At 64.2% G+C, this 16,920-nt stretch carries 13 protein-coding genes; 11 read left to right on the forward strand and 2 right to left on the reverse strand.

What is annotated here, in order from left to right; genetic code table 11:
- Nucleotides 1–3 precede the first annotated feature (3 nt).
- The 4 genes from ACNFBR_RS14725 (at nt 4) to ACNFBR_RS14740 (ending at nt 3,126) form a co-directional block, all read left to right on the forward strand.
- Nucleotides 4–837 (forward strand): alpha/beta fold hydrolase, encoded by an 834-nt coding sequence (locus tag ACNFBR_RS14725; protein WP_416735574.1) that lies wholly within the window; start codon nt 4–6, stop codon nt 835–837.
- A gap of 155 nt (nt 838–992) precedes the next feature.
- A complete protein-coding gene (locus ACNFBR_RS14730; protein WP_016500875.1) occupies nt 993–1,427 on the forward strand; it encodes an acyl-CoA thioesterase in 435 nt (144 codons plus the stop codon).
- 51 nt (nt 1,428–1,478) lie between these two features.
- On the forward strand, nt 1,479–2,450 hold the full coding sequence (locus ACNFBR_RS14735; protein ID WP_416735575.1) for a tRNA dihydrouridine synthase: 972 nt from the start codon (nt 1,479–1,481) through the stop codon (nt 2,448–2,450).
- Nucleotides 2,451–2,682: 232 nt separating this feature from the next.
- A complete protein-coding gene (locus ACNFBR_RS14740) occupies nt 2,683–3,126 on the forward strand; it encodes an Hsp20 family protein (RefSeq protein ID WP_019473804.1) in 444 nt (147 codons plus the stop codon).
- A gap of 57 nt (nt 3,127–3,183) precedes the next feature.
- Here ACNFBR_RS14740 and ACNFBR_RS14745 read toward each other — a convergent pair whose 3' ends face one another.
- Both ACNFBR_RS14745 and ACNFBR_RS14750 read right to left on the reverse strand, forming a co-directional pair.
- Nucleotides 3,184–6,480 (reverse strand): PAS domain S-box protein, encoded by a 3,297-nt coding sequence (locus ACNFBR_RS14745; RefSeq protein ID WP_416735576.1) that lies wholly within the window; start codon nt 6,478–6,480, stop codon nt 3,184–3,186.
- Between the two features lie 62 nt (nt 6,481–6,542).
- Entirely contained in the window at nt 6,543–7,421 is an 879-nt protein-coding gene (locus ACNFBR_RS14750; RefSeq protein WP_416735577.1) for a LysR family transcriptional regulator, read from the reverse strand.
- Between the two features lie 131 nt (nt 7,422–7,552).
- Here ACNFBR_RS14750 and leuC point away from each other — a divergent pair, with 131 nt between their 5' ends.
- The 7 genes from leuC to ACNFBR_RS14785 all read left to right on the forward strand — a co-directional run bounded on the left by leuC (nt 7,553) and on the right by ACNFBR_RS14785 (nt 16,820).
- Nucleotides 7,553–8,986, forward strand: a complete 1,434-nt coding sequence (leuC, locus tag ACNFBR_RS14755) for a 3-isopropylmalate dehydratase large subunit (protein ID WP_003247191.1) — start codon at nt 7,553–7,555, stop codon at nt 8,984–8,986.
- Nucleotides 8,983–9,627: a 3-isopropylmalate dehydratase small subunit gene (gene leuD / locus ACNFBR_RS14760; protein ID WP_416735578.1), complete on the forward strand. Its 645-nt coding sequence runs from the start codon at nt 8,983–8,985 to the stop codon at nt 9,625–9,627. The genes leuC and leuD overlap by 4 nt, the downstream gene beginning before the upstream one ends.
- Before the next feature lie 147 nt (nt 9,628–9,774).
- Entirely contained in the window at nt 9,775–10,539 is a 765-nt protein-coding gene (locus ACNFBR_RS14765) for a class I SAM-dependent methyltransferase (protein WP_416735579.1), read from the forward strand.
- A 54-nt stretch (nt 10,540–10,593) separates the two neighbouring features.
- Nucleotides 10,594–11,676, forward strand: coding sequence for a 3-isopropylmalate dehydrogenase (gene leuB, locus ACNFBR_RS14770; protein ID WP_013971603.1), 1,083 nt, complete (start codon nt 10,594–10,596; stop codon nt 11,674–11,676).
- A 63-nt stretch (nt 11,677–11,739) separates the two neighbouring features.
- Nucleotides 11,740–12,852, forward strand: a complete 1,113-nt coding sequence (gene asd, locus ACNFBR_RS14775) for an aspartate-semialdehyde dehydrogenase (RefSeq protein WP_416735580.1) — start codon at nt 11,740–11,742, stop codon at nt 12,850–12,852.
- A 156-nt stretch (nt 12,853–13,008) separates the two neighbouring features.
- Nucleotides 13,009–14,013 (forward strand): aspartate-semialdehyde dehydrogenase, encoded by a 1,005-nt coding sequence (locus ACNFBR_RS14780; protein ID WP_416735581.1) that lies wholly within the window; start codon nt 13,009–13,011, stop codon nt 14,011–14,013.
- Between the two features lie 71 nt (nt 14,014–14,084).
- Nucleotides 14,085–16,820: a FimV/HubP family polar landmark protein gene (locus ACNFBR_RS14785; RefSeq protein ID WP_416735582.1), complete on the forward strand. Its 2,736-nt coding sequence runs from the start codon at nt 14,085–14,087 to the stop codon at nt 16,818–16,820.
- Nucleotides 16,821–16,920: the final 100 nt, after the last annotated feature.

Genomic DNA, 16,920 nt, shown 5'->3' on the forward strand with positions numbered 1-16,920 from the left:
GCGATGACTACCCTGAGCTGGATTCGTGGTGTCAATGGCACCCTGGGCCGCCTGGCCCCTGAGCATGTCGCGGGCAAGATGCGCCGAGCCTTCATGACCCCGCGCAACCTGCCGCCGCGGGATTGGGAGTTGCCCGTGCTTGCCAGCGCCGAGCGCATTACCCTGCGCTTTGGCCTGTCCGCCCTGCGCTGGGGTAAAGGGCCGACCGTACTGCTGATGCACGGTTGGGAAGGGCGCCCGACCCAGTTTGCCGCGTTGATCGAAACCTTGGTCCAGGCCGGGCACACGGTGGTATCACTGGAAGGGCCGGGGCACGGCCGTTCACCTGGCGAGCAGGCCAATGTGGTGCTGTTTGCCCGGGCACTGCTGGAGGCTGCCGCCGAGTTGCCACCGCTGCGTGCGGTGATTGGCCATTCCATGGGCGGCGCCAGCGTGTTGCTGGCCCTGCAGATGGGCTTGCGCACGGAGTCGGCGGTTAGCATTGCGGCCCCGGCGCGGCTGCTAGGCGTGTTGCGAGGTTTTGCCCATCGCCTGGGGCTGCCAGCACGGGCGCGTGCGGCGTTCATTCGCCAGATCGAGCGGGATGTGGGCATGCAGATTGCGCGGCTGGATGTGACCGGTTACCAGCTGGAGCTGCCAGGGCTGGTGGTACATGCCGCCGATGATGCCTTGGTGGCTGCCGATGAGGCTCATGTCATCCACAAGGCCTGGTTCGACAGCCGATTGGTGCTGCTGGAAGAGGGCGGCCACCAGCGGGTGCTGGCTGACCCGCGCCTGGGCGAAGCAGTACTCGAATTGCTGGCCCGGGCTGCTTTGCCTGCGCGCCAAAGCGCTTGAGCATCCGTTACACTCTGTGCGAATCCTGTAGGAGCGGCCTTGCGCTGCGAAGAGGCCCTTTGAGCCGCGACAGATGCACTGCTAACGAGGGCCTCTTCGCAGCACAAGGCTGCTCCTACAAGGGAATGTTACATTTTCGAGTCACAGGAGTGTGCATGAGCTGGGACCTGGCAACACCCTTCGTCATCGACCTGCGCGTGGGTAGCGAGGATATCGACGGCCTCGGCCACGCCAACAACGCCGTCTATGTCACCTGGCTGGAGCGTTGCGCCTGGCGCCACTCCCAACGCCTGGGGCTGGACCTGGCCGAGTATCGGCGCCTGGACCGGGCGATGGCCGTGGTACGTCACGAAATCGACTACCTGGCCGCCGCCTACGAGGACGACGAGCTGCAACTGGCCACCTGGATCATCGACTGGGACCAGCGCCTGCGCATGACCCGGCGTTTCCAGCTCAAGCGCCCGCGTGACGGTGTGACCCTGTTGCGTGCGCAAACCACCTTCGCCTGCATCGAGCTGTCCAGCGGCAAGCCCAAGCGCATGCCGGCGGAATTCGTCGAGGGCTACGGTCCGGCGCTGATCGGTGCCTGAAACGCCGGCATTTTTTGTTAGACTGCCGGCTTTTTCCGCCGAGACCCCGACATGCAAATTGCCCTGGCCCCCATGGAGGGGCTGGTCGACAACATCCTGCGCGACGTGCTGACCCGCGTGGGCGGTATTGACTGGTGCGTCACCGAGTTCATTCGCGTGTGCGACCGCCTGCTGCCGGCGTCTTCGTTCGACAAGCTGGCACCCGAGCTGCGCCATGGCGCGCGCACGGCTGCCGGGGTGCCCATGCGCGTGCAGTTGCTGGGCTCGGACCCAGTGTGCCTGGCGGAAAACGCCGCGCTGGCGTGCGAGCTGGGGGCGCCGGTGATTGACCTGAACTTCGGCTGCCCAGCCAAGACGGTGAACAAGTCGCGCGGCGGTGCCGTACTGCTCAAGGAGCCGGAGTTGTTGCACGCGATCGTGCGTGAAGTGCGCCGTGCGGTGCCGGCGAATATCCCGGTGACCTCGAAGATGCGCCTGGGCTTCGACAGCCCCGATGGCGCGCTGGAGTGCGCCACGGCGCTGGCCGAAGGCGGCTCGGCGCACCTGGTGGTGCACGCGCGGACCAAGGTCGAGGGCTACAAGCCGCCAGCGCATTGGGAGTGGGTGGCGCGGGTGCAGGATGTGGTCAAGGTGCCGGTGTTCGCCAATGGCGAGATCTGGACCGTCGATGACTGGCGGCGTTGCCGTGAGGTCAGTGGCGCCGAAGACATCATGCTCGGTCGTGGGCTGGTATCGCGCCCAGACCTGGGCCTGCAGATCGCAGCGGCACGTGATGGGCGTGACTATCGGCCGATGAGCTGGGATGACCTGTTGCCGCTGTTGCGCGAGTTCTGGCGCCAGGCCCAGGCCAAGTTGTCGCCGCGCTATGCGCCGGGGCGGATGAAACAGTGGCTGGCGATGCTGACCCGCAGTTACCCGGAGGCGGTGGTGCTGTTCGCCGAGTTGCGCCGGGAAGATGACTGCGCGCGAATCAGCCGGTTACTGGGGGTTGAAGAGCAGGCCTTGGAGGTTTGTGTCGCCTGACCCGGTTTCTGTAGGAGCAGCCTTGTGCTGCGAAAGGGCCGGTATGGGCAAAGGTGTTCCATGGCAGTAAGGGCCTCTTCGCAGCACAAGGCTGCTCCTACAGGCCGCTGGCCCCGAAAAATTTTTTAGCCCTTCCCTTGAAAGCATTCCCCTAGGCCATATCTCTTGAGTACGCGATGCCGAAGTCGGGTCGCGTAATGACTTACTTGCTGAATCTCAGGAGTTTATGACCATGACCACCGCTTTCTCTCTCGCTCCACTGTTCCGCCATTCCGTTGGTTTCGACCGTTTCAACGACCTGTTCGAATCCGCGGCACGTAACGAGGCCGGTAGCAGCTACCCGCCCTACAACGTGGAAAAGCATGGCGAAGACCACTACCGCATCGTGGTTGCCGCAGCCGGTTTCCAGGAGCAGGACCTCGACCTGCAGGTCGAAAAAGGTGTCCTGACCGTGACCGGTGGCAAGCGCGACAATGGCGCCGCTGAAGTGACCTACCTGCATCAGGGTATCGCGCAACGCGCCTTCAAGCTGTCGTTCCGCCTGGCCGACCATATCGAAGTCAAGGCCGCCGGCCTGGCCAATGGCCTGCTCAGCATCGACCTGCTGCGCATCGTGCCTGAAGAAGCCAAGGCCAAACGCATCCCGATCAATGGCGACAAGCCAGCGCTGAACTGACAGCGCAGATGTGAAGAAGGGCACCCTCGGGTGCCCTTCTTGCGTTTGCGCGCGGGCTCAATAGTCCGCCGGCGCCTCCAGCAGCATCTGCCGAAACTCCGGCAGCGGCAGCGGTCGGCTGTGCAGATACCCCTGGTACAAGTGGCACCCCAGCCGTTCGAGGAACTCCAGCTGTTCGGTCAGCTCAACCCCTTCGGCAATCACCGCCAGGTCCAGGCTGCGGGCCATGGCGACGATGGCGCGGACGATCTCCGCGTCGTTGGGGTCGACCGGTGCATCGCGCACGAAGGTCTGGTCGATCTTCAGCGCATCCACAGGCAGGCGTTTGAGGTACGTCAGCGAGGAATAGCCGGTGCCGAAGTCATCCATGGCAAAACTTACCCCATAGCGTTTCAGCTCGCGCATCTTGCTGATGGTGTCTTCCAGGTTCTGGATCACAATGCCTTCGGTGATTTCCAGCTTCAGCATCTGCCGCGGCAGCCGGTAGTCGTCCAGGCTGCGCAACACCCGGCCGACAAAGTCGTTCTGACGGAACTGCCGTGGGCTGATGTTCACGCATAGGCTGAAATCGTCGGCGTCGATCAGTCCGTCGGTCAGCATGCGGGCGCAGGCGTCACAGGCTTCGTCGAGAATCCAGCTGCCAACTTCAAGGATCAGGCCGCTTTCTTCCAATACCTGGATGAACTGCGCGGGCGGTTGCTGGCCCAGTTGCGGGTGGTGCCAACGCAACAGCACTTCGGCGCCGACGATACGGTTATCGCGGGCATCCACCTGCGGTTGGAAGTGCAGCGCCAGTTCGCCACGGGCCAACGCCAGGCGCAGGTCGTTTTCCATGCGCAAGCGCTCGCTGGCGGCCTTCTGCATGGTGGTGTGGAACAGTTGGGTGGTGTTGCGCCCGGAGTCCTTGGCCCGGTACAGGGCGATATCGGCGCGCTTGAGCAAATCGGCCGGGGTGGCGCCGTGGTCGGGGATCAGCGCTACGCCGATGCTCGGCGTTACCTGCAGGCGCTGGCCATCCAGCGACATCGGCTCGGCCAGCAGCTCGCGCAGGGTGTCGGCCAGTTCGCGGACTTTCTCTTCCACCAGTTCGCGGCTGCCTTCCAGGCCGCTGAGCAGTACCACGAATTCGTCGCCACCCAGGCGCGCCACGGTGTCTTCCAGGCGCACGCTGGCCTCCAGCCGGGCGGTGATGATCTTGAGCACGGTATCGCCCACCGGGTGGCCCAGCGAGTCGTTGATGTGCTTGAAGTGGTCGAGGTCGAGGAACAGCAGGGCGCCGCGCAGGTTGTGGCGCTTGAGCAGGGCGATCTGCTGGCTCAGGCGGTCCATCAGCAGGGCGCGGTTGGGCAGGTTGGTCAGCGGGTCGTGGTAGGCCAGGTGGCGTATCTGAGCCTGGGCGTTCTTCAGTTGGCTGACATCGCGGGCATTCAGCAGCAGGCAGTCCACTTCGTTGAGGGTGATCGGTTCCACCGACACCTCCACGGTGAGGATGTCGCCCCGCTTGTTGCGCCCGAGCATCTCGCGGTGGTGCACACGACCGCGCTCGCGCAATTCGGCCAGCAGCGCGCTGCGTTGCTTGTCGTCGGCCCAGATGCCGATCTCGTAAACCGTGTGGCCGACCACTTCGGCGGCGCTGTAGCCGGTCAGGCGGCAAAAGCCGTCGTTGATTTCCAGGTAGCGGCCGCTGTGGCGTTCGGTAATGGTGATGGCGTCGGGGCTGGAGTGGAAGGCTTTGGCGAACTTCTCCTCGCTGGACTTCAGCGCGGCCTCGGCGCGTTGTTGCTGGGTGATGTCGCGCAGGGTAGTAACGCTGCAGGGCTGGTCGTCGACGGTGATCAGGCGGCTGGAAATCACACAGGTCAAGGGCGCGCCATTGCGGTGGTTGACCACCACGGCGACGTTGCTCAGGGCTTGTTCGCGGATCACCCGCTCGATACGTTGCGCACGCTCGATGGACTCGGCCCACAGGCCGATTTCCTCTGCGGTACGGCCCAGCACCTGTTCGCTGCTCCAGCCGAAGGTCTGGGTGAATGCCGGGTTGATCTCGATGAACTGACCGGTGTCCTGGCGGGTGACGCAGATCGGGTCGGGGCTGACCTGGAACAGGCTGGCGAATTTCTCTTCCGAGGCACTCAGACGCTGCTCGCGCTCCACCTGGTCGGTGATGTCGAGCAGGGTGCCTGCCATGCGCAGCGGCTTGCCCTGGTCGTCGCGGTACAGACGCGCACGGCTTTCGATGTAGCGTGAAATGCCGTTTTCCAGCTGCACCCGGTAGGTGATCTGGTAGTTGCCGGCGGGCCCTTCGCGCAGGCTGCGGTAGGCCTGGCGCATCGAATTGCGTTCTTGTTCAGGTACCCCTTCGAAAAACGCATCGAACGATTCATGGAAAGGGATCGGCGGCAGGCCGTGCAACTGCGCGGCGCGGGCCGAGCCGTAGAGCATGCCGCTGGGGATGTGCCAGTCCCAGGTGCCCAGCTGCGCCGAGTCCAGGGCCAGGTCCAGGCGCTCCTGGCTGTCTTTCAGGGCCTGCTCGGCACGCTTGCGTTCGGTGGTGTCGACGAAGGTACTGATCAGGAAGGTCACGCCTTCCAGCTCGATACCCTGAGTGCAGAGGATGCCGTCATGCACCTTGCCGCTGGTGGCGCGGAATTGCACCTCCATGATCAGCGGGCCGCCGCTGGCACGGGTCGACTCCATGACCTGGTGGCGCTGTTCGGGGTTGACCCACAGGCCCAGCTCCAGGCTGGTCTTGCCGATCACCTGGCTGCCGGGCCAGCCGAACATGTCTTCGAAGTGCTGGTTGACCTCGAAGATCATGCCGTCGTGGCGGCGGGTCAGCAAAATGGCGTTGGGGCTGAGATGGAACAGCGTGGCGAAGCGCTTTTCCGAATTGATCAGGGCCGTTTCCCGTTCGCGCTGGCGGGTGATCTCGCGGATTACCCCGATCATCTGCGGGCGGCCGTGCGGGTCGTGGGTCAGGCTGCCGTTGATCTCCAGCCAATGCAGGCTGCCGTCCGGCCAGCGGATGCGGTGGCGCATGGCCTGTTCCACCGGTTCGCCGTTGAACACCGCCTGGAATACCTGGCGCGTGCGGGCACGGTCTTCCTCGGGCAGCAGGTCGAGGTAGTCAATATCGGCGGGCAATGGCCGCTGCGGGTCGAAGCCGAACAAGGCCTGTGTGCCCCGTGACCAACTGACCCTGCCACTCTCTATGTCCCATAGCCAGGCGCCCAGGCGCGCGCCGTTGAGCGCGGCCAGCAGTTGTGGGGCGTTCTGCCAGGCTTGCTCGGACTCCTGGGGATCGGCCGCAGGTATTCGCGGCAGGCGCAAAAAGCGGTTTGCTGATTTGGGCATCGGTACCAGACCTTTGGCGTATGACGCGTCCTTGGAATCGGAAATACCTGGCTGATGGCCGGTCAGGCGGACCCTGCGTGGCTGTCGAGCAGGGCCATGAATGCCCTGGCCGCGTTCGATAGCGTACGCTCCGTGTGCAAAATGTAGCCTAGCTGGCGCGACAGCTGTATGCCGGGCAAAGCGATGGGTGCAACCTGTTCGTCGAGCATGGTGCGCGGCAGCACGCTCCAGGCCAGGCCGATCGACACCATCATCTTGATGGTTTCCAGGTAGTTGGTGCTCATGGCGATATTCGGTGTCAGGCCCTGGCTTTCGAACAGGCGCTGGACAATATGGTGGGTAAAGGTATTGCCACCGGGGAACACCGCAGGGTGGCGCGCGACGTCGGCCAGGCTGACTGCCTGGTTGTTGGCCAGTGGGTGCTCGGGGGCGGCGACGAAGTCCAGGGCGTCGTCCCACACCGGCACGGCCTTGACCAGGTGGTGCGGCTCGGGCGCGAGGGTGATCACGGCGATTTCGGCGCGGCCATGCAGAATCTCGTCGTAGGCCTGTTCCGAATCCATGAACTGAATATCCAGCGCCACCGCTGGGTACTGGCGGGTGAACGCCCGAAGCAGCGGGGGCAGGCGGTGCAGGCCGATGTGATGGCTGGTGGCCAGGGTCAGGCGACCGCTCACGGCCCCGGTCAGATTGGTCAGTGCCCGTCGGGTATCATCAAGGACATTGAGGATCTGGTAGGCCCGTGGCAGCAGGGCGCGCCCGGCCTCGGTCAGGGTCACCTCGCGGCCCAGGCGGTCGAACAGGCGCACATCCAGCTGCTGCTCCAGGCCGGCGATGCGTTTGCTGATGGCCGGCTGGGTCAGGAACAGGCGTTCGGCCGCGCCAGAAAAGCTGCCCGTTTCGGCAATGGCGATAAAGGCACTGAGGTTGGCCAGGTCCATAGTGTTGTATTCCTTTGGGTTATCCAAAGCATAAAAATTATGAATTTGAGTTATTCAATCTAACCCCATAGCATCGTCCGTACAAGCCAAGGGGTCTTTGGCATAGAAAGACGCTGATGAGGAACAGTCTGATGGCTGGCAAAACGCTCTACGACAAACTCTGGGAAGCCCATGAGGTCAAGCGCCGCGATGACGGCTCGTCCTTGATCTACATCGACCGCCACATCATCCACGAAGTGACGTCGCCCCAGGCCTTCGAAGGCCTGCGGCTGGCCAACCGCAAGCCGTGGCGCATCGACGCCAACATCGCCACGCCCGACCATAACGTGCCGACCACGCCAGAGCGCAAGGGCGGTATCGAGGCCATCGTCGACCAGGTGTCGCGCCTGCAGGTGCAGACCCTCGACGAGAACTGTGACGAATACGGCATCGTCGAATTCAAGATGAATGACGAGCGCCAAGGCATCGTCCACGTCATCAGCCCGGAGCAGGGCGCCACCTTGCCAGGCATGACCGTGGTCTGCGGCGACTCGCACACCTCCACCCACGGCGCTTTCGGTGCCTTGGCCCATGGCATCGGCACCTCCGAAGTCGAGCACGTGCTCGCCACCCAGTGCCTGGTCGCCAAGAAGATGAAGAACATGCTGGTGCGCGTGGAAGGCCAATTGCCGGCCGGCGTTACCGCCAAGGACATCGTGCTGGCGGTGATCGGTAAGATCGGCACCGCCGGTGGCAACGGCCACGCCATGGAATTCGCGGGCAGCGCCATCCGCGAATTGTCGATGGAAGGCCGCATGACCATCTGCAACATGTCCATCGAAGCCGGTGCCCGTGTGGGCCTGGTGGCGACCGACGCCACCACCGTTGCCTACGTCGAAGGCCGCCCGTACGCGCCGAAAGGCGAGCAGTGGAAGCAGGCCGTCGAATCGTGGAAAGACCTGGTGTCGGATGACGACGCAGTGTTCGACACCGTGGTCGAGCTCGATGCCAGCCAGATCAAGCCACAGGTCAGCTGGGGCACTTCGCCCGAGATGGTCCTGGCCGTCGACCAGCGCGTGCCGGACCCGGCCGCCGAAGCCGACCTGGTCAAGCGTGGTTCGATCGAGCGTGCCTTGAAGTACATGGGCCTGACCGCCAACCAGGCGATCACCGATATCAAGCTGGACCGTGTGTTCATTGGCTCGTGCACCAACTCGCGCATCGAAGACCTGCGCGCCGCAGCGGAAATCGCCAAGGGCCGCAAGGTGGCCGCCAGCGTCAAGCAAGCCATCGTCGTGCCGGGGTCGGGCCTGGTCAAGGCCCAGGCCGAGCGTGAAGGCCTGGACAAGATCTTCCTCGAAGCCGGTTTCGAATGGCGTGAACCAGGCTGCTCGATGTGCCTGGCGATGAACCCGGACCGCCTGGAGAGCGGCGAGCACTGCGCGTCCACCTCCAACCGCAACTTCGAAGGCCGTCAGGGCGCCGGTGGCCGTACCCACCTGGTCAGCCCGGCCATGGCCGCCGCCGCCGCGGTAGCCGGCCACTTCATCGATGTCCGCGAGTTGATCCAAGGGAGCGCAGCATGAAAGCCTTTACCCAGCACACTGGCCTCGTCGCGCCGTTGGACCGTGCCAACGTCGACACCGACCAGATCATCCCCAAGCAGTTCTTGAAGTCGATCAAGCGCACCGGCTTTGGCCCGAACCTGTTCGACGAATGGCGTTACCTGGACGTGGGCCAGCCCTACCAGGACAACAGCAAGCGCCCGGTGAACCAGGAGTTCGTGCTCAACCACGCGCGCTACCAGGGTGCCAGCGTGTTGCTGGCGCGGGAGAACTTCGGTTGCGGCTCCAGCCGTGAGCACGCCCCTTGGGCGCTGGACGAGTATGGCTTCCGCAGCATCATCGCGCCGAGCTTTGCCGACATCTTCTTCAACAACAGCTTCAAGAACGGCTTGCTGCCGATCATCCTCAGCGATGAGGAAGTGGACGAGTTGTTCAAGCAGGTCGAAGCCAACCCGGGCTACCAGTTGACCATCGACCTGCAAGCGCAGGCGGTGACCCGCCCGGATGGCAAGGTGTTGCACTTCGAGATCGATGCATTCCGCAAGCACTGCCTGCTCAACGGCCTGGACGATATCGGCCTGACCTTGCAGGACAGCGAGGCGATCAAGGCCTTCGAAGGCAAGCACCGCGCCGGGCAGCCTTGGTTGTTCCGTGATGCCTGAAGTTTGCAGGTGACAGTACCGGCCTCTTCGCGGGCACGCCCGCTTCCACAGGGATATCACCCTCCCTGTGGGCGGTGCGGTACCTGTGGGAGCGGGCATGCCCGCGAAAGGGCCGGCACAGGCAACAAAAATCTAAAGGATTGAGACATGACCAGCACCCAACACACCGATGTGGTCCAACGCCAGTTCGGCGAACAGGCCAGCGCCTACCTCAGCAGCGCCGTGCACGCCCAGGGCAGTGAGTTCGCCCTGCTGCAGGCCGAGCTGGCGGGGCAGGCCCATGCCCGTGTGCTGGACCTGGGCTGCGGTGCCGGTCATGTCAGTTTCCACGTCGCTCCGCTGGTCGCCGGGGTGGTCGCCTACGACCTCTCGCAATCCATGCTCGACGTGGTCGCCAGCGCCGCCGCCGAACGCGGCCTGGCCAATATCACCACCGAACGTGGCGCTGCCGAACGTTTGCCGTTCGCCGATGCCTCGTTCGAGTTCGTCTTCAGCCGCTACTCGGCCCACCACTGGAGCGACCTGGGCCTGGCCCTGCGCGAAGTGCGCCGGGTGCTCAAGCCAGGTGGCGTGGCGGCGTTCATCGATGTGATGTCGCCGGGCAGCCCGTTGCTCGACACCTACCTGCAAACGGTCGAGGTATTGCGCGACACCAGCCACGTGCGCGACTACTCCGCCGCCGAGTGGCAACGCCAGGTCAGCGAAGCCGGCCTGCATGTGCGCAGCCACGCCCGTCAGCCGCTGCGCTTGGAGTGGAACACTTGGGTAGAGCGCATGCGCACCCCTGAACCGATGCGGGTGGCCATCCGCCAATTGCAGCAAGCCATGGGCGAAGAAGTACGGCAGTATTATCAAATCGAGGCCGATGGCTCGTTCAGCACCGATGTGCTGGTGTTGTGGGCCGAGCGTTAAGCACTTTTCGGTGGGGCCCGTTTGGCCGCACCGCGTGAATGGATAGAGGAAAGCATGAGCAAGCAGATTCTGATTCTCCCAGGTGACGGTATTGGCCCGGAAATCATGGCCGAAGCGGTCAAGGTGCTGGAGCTGGCCAACGACAAGTTCCAGCTCGGTTTCAGCCTGGAGCACGACGTGATCGGCGGCGCCGCCATCGACAAGCACGGCGTACCGCTGGCCGACGAAACCCTGGAGCGTGCGCGCAAGGCCGATGCCGTGCTGCTGGGCGCCGTGGGCGGGCCGAAGTGGGACAAGATCGAGCGTGACATCCGCCCGGAACGCGGCTTGCTGAAGATCCGTTCGCAACTGGGCCTGTTCGCCAACCTGCGCCCGGCCATCCTCTACCCGCAACTGGCCGATGCCTCGTCGCTGAAGCCGGAAATCGTCTCGGGCCTGGACATCCTCATCGTCCGTGAGCTGACTGGCGGCATCTACTTCGGCGCCCCGCGTGGCCAGCGCGAGCTGGAAGGTGGCGAGCGCCAGGCCTACGACACCCTGCCATACAGCGAAAGCGAAGTGCGCCGCATCGCCCGTGTCGGCTTCGACATGGCCCGCGTGCGCGGCAAGAAGCTGTGCTCGGTGGACAAGGCCAACGTCCTGGCCTCCAGCCAGCTGTGGCGCGAAGTGGTCGAAGACGTGGCCAAGGACTACCCGGACGTGGAACTGAGCCACATGTACGTCGACAACGCGGCCATGCAGCTGGTGCGTGCCCCTAAACAGTTCGACGTGATGGTGACCGACAACATGTTCGGTGACATTCTGTCGGATGAAGCTTCCATGCTGACCGGTTCCATCGGCATGCTGCCTTCGGCATCGCTGGATGCCGACAACAAGGGCATGTACGAGCCGTGCCACGGCTCGGCGCCGGATATCGCAGGCCTTGGCATCGCCAACCCGCTGGCGACCATCCTGTCGGTGTCGATGATGCTGCGTTACAGCTTCAATCAGTCGGCTGCCGCCGAGGCGATCGAGAAGGCCGTGAGCCTGGTGCTGGACCAAGGCCTGCGCACCGGCGACATCTTCTCGGAAGGCTGCCGCAAAGTTGGTACGCAGGAAATGGGCGACGCAGTAGTCGCAGCGCTGCGGAATCTGTAATCTCTCTGGCCCGCCACCCAACATTCCCGGTGGCGGCCCACTTTTAGCAAAGGTGTAGTTGCGATGAAACGTGTAGGTCTGATCGGTTGGCGCGGTATGGTCGGTTCCGTGCTCATGCAGCGGATGCTGGAGGAGCAGGATTTCGACCTCATCGAGCCGGTGTTCTTCACTACCTCCAATGTTGGCGGCCAGGGCCCGAACGTGGGCAAGGATACAGCGCCACTCAAGGACGCTTATTCGATTGAAGAACTCAAGACCCTCGACGTGATCCTGACCTGCCAGGGCGGCGACTACACCAACGAGGTCTTCCCCAAGCTGCGTGAAGCCGGCTGGCAGGGTTACTGGATCGACGCCGCTTCGTCCCTGCGCATGCAGGATGACGCGGTGATCATCCTCGACCCGGTCAACCGCAAGGTCATCGACCAGCAGCTGGACGCCGGCACCAAGAACTACATCGGCGGCAACTGCACCGTCAGCCTGATGCTGATGGGCCTGGGTGGCCTGTTCGAAGCCGGCCTGGTCGAGTGGATGAGCGCCATGACCTACCAGGCAGCCTCGGGTGCCGGTGCGCAGAACATGCGCGAGCTGATCAAGCAGATGGGCGCGACCCACGCGGCAGTGGCCGATGACCTGGCCAACCCGGCCAGCGCCATCCTCGACATCGACCGCAAGGTTGCCGAGACCATGCGCGGCGAAGCGTTCCCGACTGAAAACTTCGGCGTGCCGCTGGCGGGCAGCCTGATCCCGTGGATCGACAAGGAACTGCCGAACGGCCAGAGCCGCGAGGAGTGGAAGGCCCAGGCCGAGACCAACAAGATCCTCGGCCGCTTCAAGAGCCCGATCCCGGTCGACGGCATCTGCGTGCGCATCGGCGCCATGCGTTGCCACAGCCAGGCGCTGACCATCAAGCTGAACAAGGACGTGCCGATCGCCGACATCGAAGGCATGATCAGCCAGCACAACCCTTGGGTGAAACTGGTGCCTAACCAGCGTGAAATCAGCATGCAGGAACTGACCCCGACCAAGGTCACCGGTACCCTGAACATCCCGGTTGGCCGCCTGCGCAAGCTGAACATGGGTTCGCAGTACCTGGGCGCGTTCACCGTTGGTGACCAGCTGCTGTGGGGCGCCGCCGAACCGCTGCGCCGCATGCTGCGGATTCTGCTGGAGCGTTGATCGTTCTGGTTTGACCGTAAAACCCGTGCTGGTGACAGCGCGGGTTTTTTTATGCCTGTGAATGGCTGCTCACACAGGGGGCAGTAGGTGACATTGGCCTCACCCGGGTAATGCGAGTAAAGTGCCGCTCCCGTTTCGCCTGAGGCAGCCCGCATCATGAACCCTACATTCGATATCGCCGTCGTCGGCGCCACCGGCAGCGTCGGTGAAACCCTGGTACAGGTGCTCGAAGAACTGGCGTTCCCGGTCGCCACCCTGCACCTGCTGGCCAGCATGGAGTCGGCGGGCAGCAGCGTGATGTTCGCCGGCAAGAAGCTCAAGGTGCGTGAGGTCGACAGCTTCGACTTCACCCAGGCCAAGCTGGCCTTCTTCGCCACTGGCGCCGCAGTCAGCCGCAGCTTTGCCGGCAAGGCGCTGCAGGCGGGCTGCACGGTCATCGACCTGTCCGGTGGCCTGGACGACGCCCTGGCCCTGGTGCCTGAAGCTAACGCCAAACGCCTGGCAGGCCTGACGCTGCCGGCACGCATTGTCAGCCCGTGCTCGGCCGCGGTTGCCCTGGCGGTCGCGCTGGCGCCGCTCAAAGGCCTGCTGGACATCGAGCGGGTACAGGTGATGGCAGCGCTGGCGGTGTCTGCACAAGGCCGCGAAGCGGTCAGCGAACTGGCCCGGCAAACGGCCGAGCTGCTCAACGCCCGGCCACTGGAGCCGCGCTTCTTCGATCGCCAGGTAGCGTTCAACCTGCTGGCCCAGGTGGGTGCAGCCGATGAACAGGGCCATACCGCGCTGGAGCGCCGCCTGGTCAGCGAGTTGCGCGTGCTGCTGGGCTTGCCTGAACTGAAGATTTCCGTGAGCTGCGTTCAAGTCCCGGTGTTTTTCGGCGATAGCTTCAGTGTGGCCGTGCAGAGCCGTCGCCCAGTCGATCTGGAGGCGGTCAACCAGGCCCTGGAGGCAGCTGACAGTGTCGAGCTGGTGGAGCGTGATGATTATCCGACCCCGGTAGGTGACGCAGTGGGCCAAGACGTGGTCTATGTTGGTCGTGTACGGCACGGCGTTGATGAAGACCAGCAGCTCAACCTCTGGCTCACCACTGACAATGTGCGCAAAGGCGCCGCGCTCAATGCCGTGCAAGTGGCGCAATTGTTGATTAAACACATGCCGTAAAAGATACTGGCGAGCACTTTTGTCCTGCTCCGCATGCAGGTTTCGGGACGATTCATACAAGGGAAGAGGTCATGCTTCGAATTCGCAAACTGGTTCTGGCCATGGCTGCAGCATCTGCGCTGTCGTCTGGCATGGCGAATGCGCTGGGCCTGGGGGAGCTGACCCTGAAGTCGGCACAGAATCAGCCGCTGGACGCCGAGATCGAATTGCTCGACGTGCGCGACCTCAAGGCCGCCGAAGTAGCGCCGAGCCTGGCGCCACCGGAAGAGTTCAGCAAGGCCGGGGTGGCGTTTCCAAGCTACCTCGAAGACCTGACCTTCACACCGGTGATCAACCCCAACGGCAAGAGCGTGCTGCGGGTGACTTCCAGCCAGCCGTTGCCAGGGCCGGTGGTCAAGTTCCTGGTCCAGGTGATGTGGCCGCAGGGCCGTCTGCTGCGTGACTACAGCGTGCTGCTCGACCAGGCCAAGGCCCAGGGCGACAAAGCGGCGGCGGGCAATGTCACACCGGCTACGACCGGCCCCAGCAGCTACACCACCCAGCGCCGCGACACCTTGTGGCAGATTGCCGCGCGCAACACCCAGGGTGGGTCGATCCAGCAGACCATGATCGCGATCCAGGCGTTGAACCCGGACGCCTTCATCGGCAATAACATCAACCAGCTGAAGGTTGGCCAGGTACTGCGCCTGCCCGACCAGCAGCAGATTCAGAGCATTGTGCAGGGCGAGGCGAACAGCGAGGTGGCCGAACAGTATGCCGCCTGGCGTGAAGGCCGCCGCCTGGGCCCGCGTGCCCGCCAGCTGGATGCCACCCGCCGTGGCGCCGCCGAGGCCGCGCCGTCGCGTATCGCCCAAGGCGACAACCTGCGCCTGGTCAGCCCGGGTAACCAGGCCGGTGCCAGCCAGGCCAAGGCGTTGAATGACAAGCTGGCCGTGGCCCAGGAAAGCCTGGACACCAGCCGTCGCGACAACGAAGAACTGAAAAGCCGCATGGCCGACCTGCAGAGCCAACTGGACAAGCTGCAGCGCCTGATCGAGCTGAAGAACAACCAGCTGGCGCGCCTCGAAGGCCAGGGTGCAGCGGCCCCGGCCGCGGCTGCCGCTACTGCGGCCCAGCCCGTGGTCAAGCCAGCCCCTACTGCCGTCGATACTGCGGCGAAGCCGGCGCCCGCCGCCAAGCCAGCGCCTGTCAGCCAGCCCAATGGTGCGCTCGATCAGTTCCTGGGCAACCCGTGGCTGTTGGGGCTGATTGCCGGCTCCAGCATCCTGGTGCTGGCGCTGCTGTTGTGGCTGCTGGCGCGCAAGCGCAAGGCCCAGCAAGAAGCTGAAAAACACCTGCGCATGGCGCGAGCGCTGGAAGAAGAGCAGGGTGCAGGTTTCGACAACGATACCGAGAGCCTCGACGGCGTCGAAGTGTCGGAGCCGAGCGTGACCCTGTCGCCGGCTGTGGTCGCAGCTTCCGCTGCTGCTGCCGTCGCCGCGGAAAAAGTCTCGGCACCCGTTGCCGAGGCGCAGCCCGAATTCGAACCCCAGGCAGATCCGCACGCCGCACTGTTGGCGGAAGTCGATCAATGCGTGGCCGAAGGCCGTCTGAACCGCGCCACCGATCTGCTGGAACCAGCCGTGGCCGCAGCGCCGGAGCGTGACGACCTGCGCCTGAAGTTGATGGATGTTTACGCCCGCCAGGGTGACCAGAGCGCGTTCGCCGAGCAGGAGCGCCAGCTGCTGGCCAGCGAGCGCAACGTTGCCGAAGTCGCCGGCCTGAAAGACCGTTACCCAGCCATGCTCGGCCTGGCTGCTGCCGGCCTGGGTGCGGCGGCGCTGGCGGCCGAGATGGATGAGCAGTACGTGCAGGAGCTGCTGCACGATGAGCCCGAAGCCCCGGTGGTTGCCGATGTGGTGCCGGACGAGGTGCCTGAATTCGAGCCGCAAGTGGAGGCTGAGCCAGAGGTTGCCGTGCAAGCAGCGCCTGAAGCGGAGCTGGATGCCTTCGATGAAGTGCCGACGCTCGATGCAGCGGGCCTGGATGAGCAGGACCTGGGCAGCGCTTTCGACCTGAGCCTGGGCGAAGATCTGCCCGAGGAAGACCCGCTGGCAGCGCCGTTGCTGGACGAACCGATGGCTCAGGAGCCTGTGCCCGACGAGTTGGTCATTGCCGAGCCTGTGCTGGACGAGCCCGAGCTGGAAGAGGCTCAACCAGAAGAACAGCCGTTTGCCGTGGATGCCGAGCTGCAAGACAGCGCCGACGCTGATTTCGAGGCCATGCTGGCTCAGGCCGAGCCGCAGCCTGCTGTGGACCTGTCTGATTTCGATCTCGACGTCAGCGAGCCGGTCGCCCCGGCTGCGCCGGATGCACTGGCACAAGACCCGGTGGATGTCGCCGCTGAACTGGCCGCCTTCGACAGCGTGCCGGAGTTTGATCCGGTGTCCGAGTTCGACATGCCGTCGGACTTCGACTTGTCCCTGTCGCTCGAAGACGATTCCCCAGCGGCCAAAAGCTTTGCCTCGGAGCTGAGCGACGTCAACGCCGAACTGGACAAGCTGTCGCAGAGCCTCGAGTCGCCATCGCTGGAACCGCATTTCACCAGCGAGGACGCGGTTGCGCAGCCAGAACCAGAGCCTCTGGACGACCTGGACTTCGACTTCTTCTCCGGCAGTGACGAAGTGGCCACCAAGCTCGACCTGGCCCGTGCCTATATCGACATGGGCGACAGCCAAGGCGCGCGCGACATTCTTGATGAAGTGGTCAAGGACGGCGATGACAGCCAGCGCCAGGAAGCCGAAGACATGCTCTCTCGCCTGGTCTGAGGTTGCCTGCGCGGGCCTCTTCGCGGGCATGCCCGCTCCCATAGGGTGCTCGCATGAGTTGAGATCTGTGGGCTCTGTGGGGGCTGTGGGGTCTCTGTGG

This window comes from Pseudomonas sp. NY11955, assembly GCF_048068035.1.
Taxonomy (GTDB): Bacteria; Pseudomonadota; Gammaproteobacteria; order Pseudomonadales; family Pseudomonadaceae; genus Aquipseudomonas.

Bases quoted from the DNA above. Each gene is read 5' to 3' on its own strand.
- ACNFBR_RS14725 (WP_416735574.1), top strand. From the start codon at position 4: ATGACTACCCTGAGCTGGATTCGTGGTGTCAATGGCACCCTGGGCCGC.
- ACNFBR_RS14730 (WP_016500875.1), top strand. From the start codon at position 993: ATGAGCTGGGACCTGGCAACACCCTTCGTCATCGACCTGCGCGTGGGT.
- ACNFBR_RS14735 (WP_416735575.1), top strand. From the start codon at position 1,479: ATGCAAATTGCCCTGGCCCCCATGGAGGGGCTGGTCGACAACATCCTG.
- ACNFBR_RS14740 (WP_019473804.1), top strand. From the start codon at position 2,683: ATGACCACCGCTTTCTCTCTCGCTCCACTGTTCCGCCATTCCGTTGGT.
- ACNFBR_RS14745 (WP_416735576.1), bottom strand. From the start codon at position 6,480: ATGCCCAAATCAGCAAACCGCTTTTTGCGCCTGCCGCGAATACCTGCG.
- ACNFBR_RS14750 (WP_416735577.1), bottom strand. From the start codon at position 7,421: ATGGACCTGGCCAACCTCAGTGCCTTTATCGCCATTGCCGAAACGGGC.
- leuC (WP_003247191.1), top strand. From the start codon at position 7,553: ATGGCTGGCAAAACGCTCTACGACAAACTCTGGGAAGCCCATGAGGTC.
- leuD (WP_416735578.1), top strand. From the start codon at position 8,983: ATGAAAGCCTTTACCCAGCACACTGGCCTCGTCGCGCCGTTGGACCGT.
- ACNFBR_RS14765 (WP_416735579.1), top strand. From the start codon at position 9,775: ATGACCAGCACCCAACACACCGATGTGGTCCAACGCCAGTTCGGCGAA.
- leuB (WP_013971603.1), top strand. From the start codon at position 10,594: ATGAGCAAGCAGATTCTGATTCTCCCAGGTGACGGTATTGGCCCGGAA.
- asd (WP_416735580.1), top strand. From the start codon at position 11,740: ATGAAACGTGTAGGTCTGATCGGTTGGCGCGGTATGGTCGGTTCCGTG.
- ACNFBR_RS14780 (WP_416735581.1), top strand. From the start codon at position 13,009: ATGAACCCTACATTCGATATCGCCGTCGTCGGCGCCACCGGCAGCGTC.
- ACNFBR_RS14785 (WP_416735582.1), top strand. From the start codon at position 14,085: ATGCTTCGAATTCGCAAACTGGTTCTGGCCATGGCTGCAGCATCTGCG.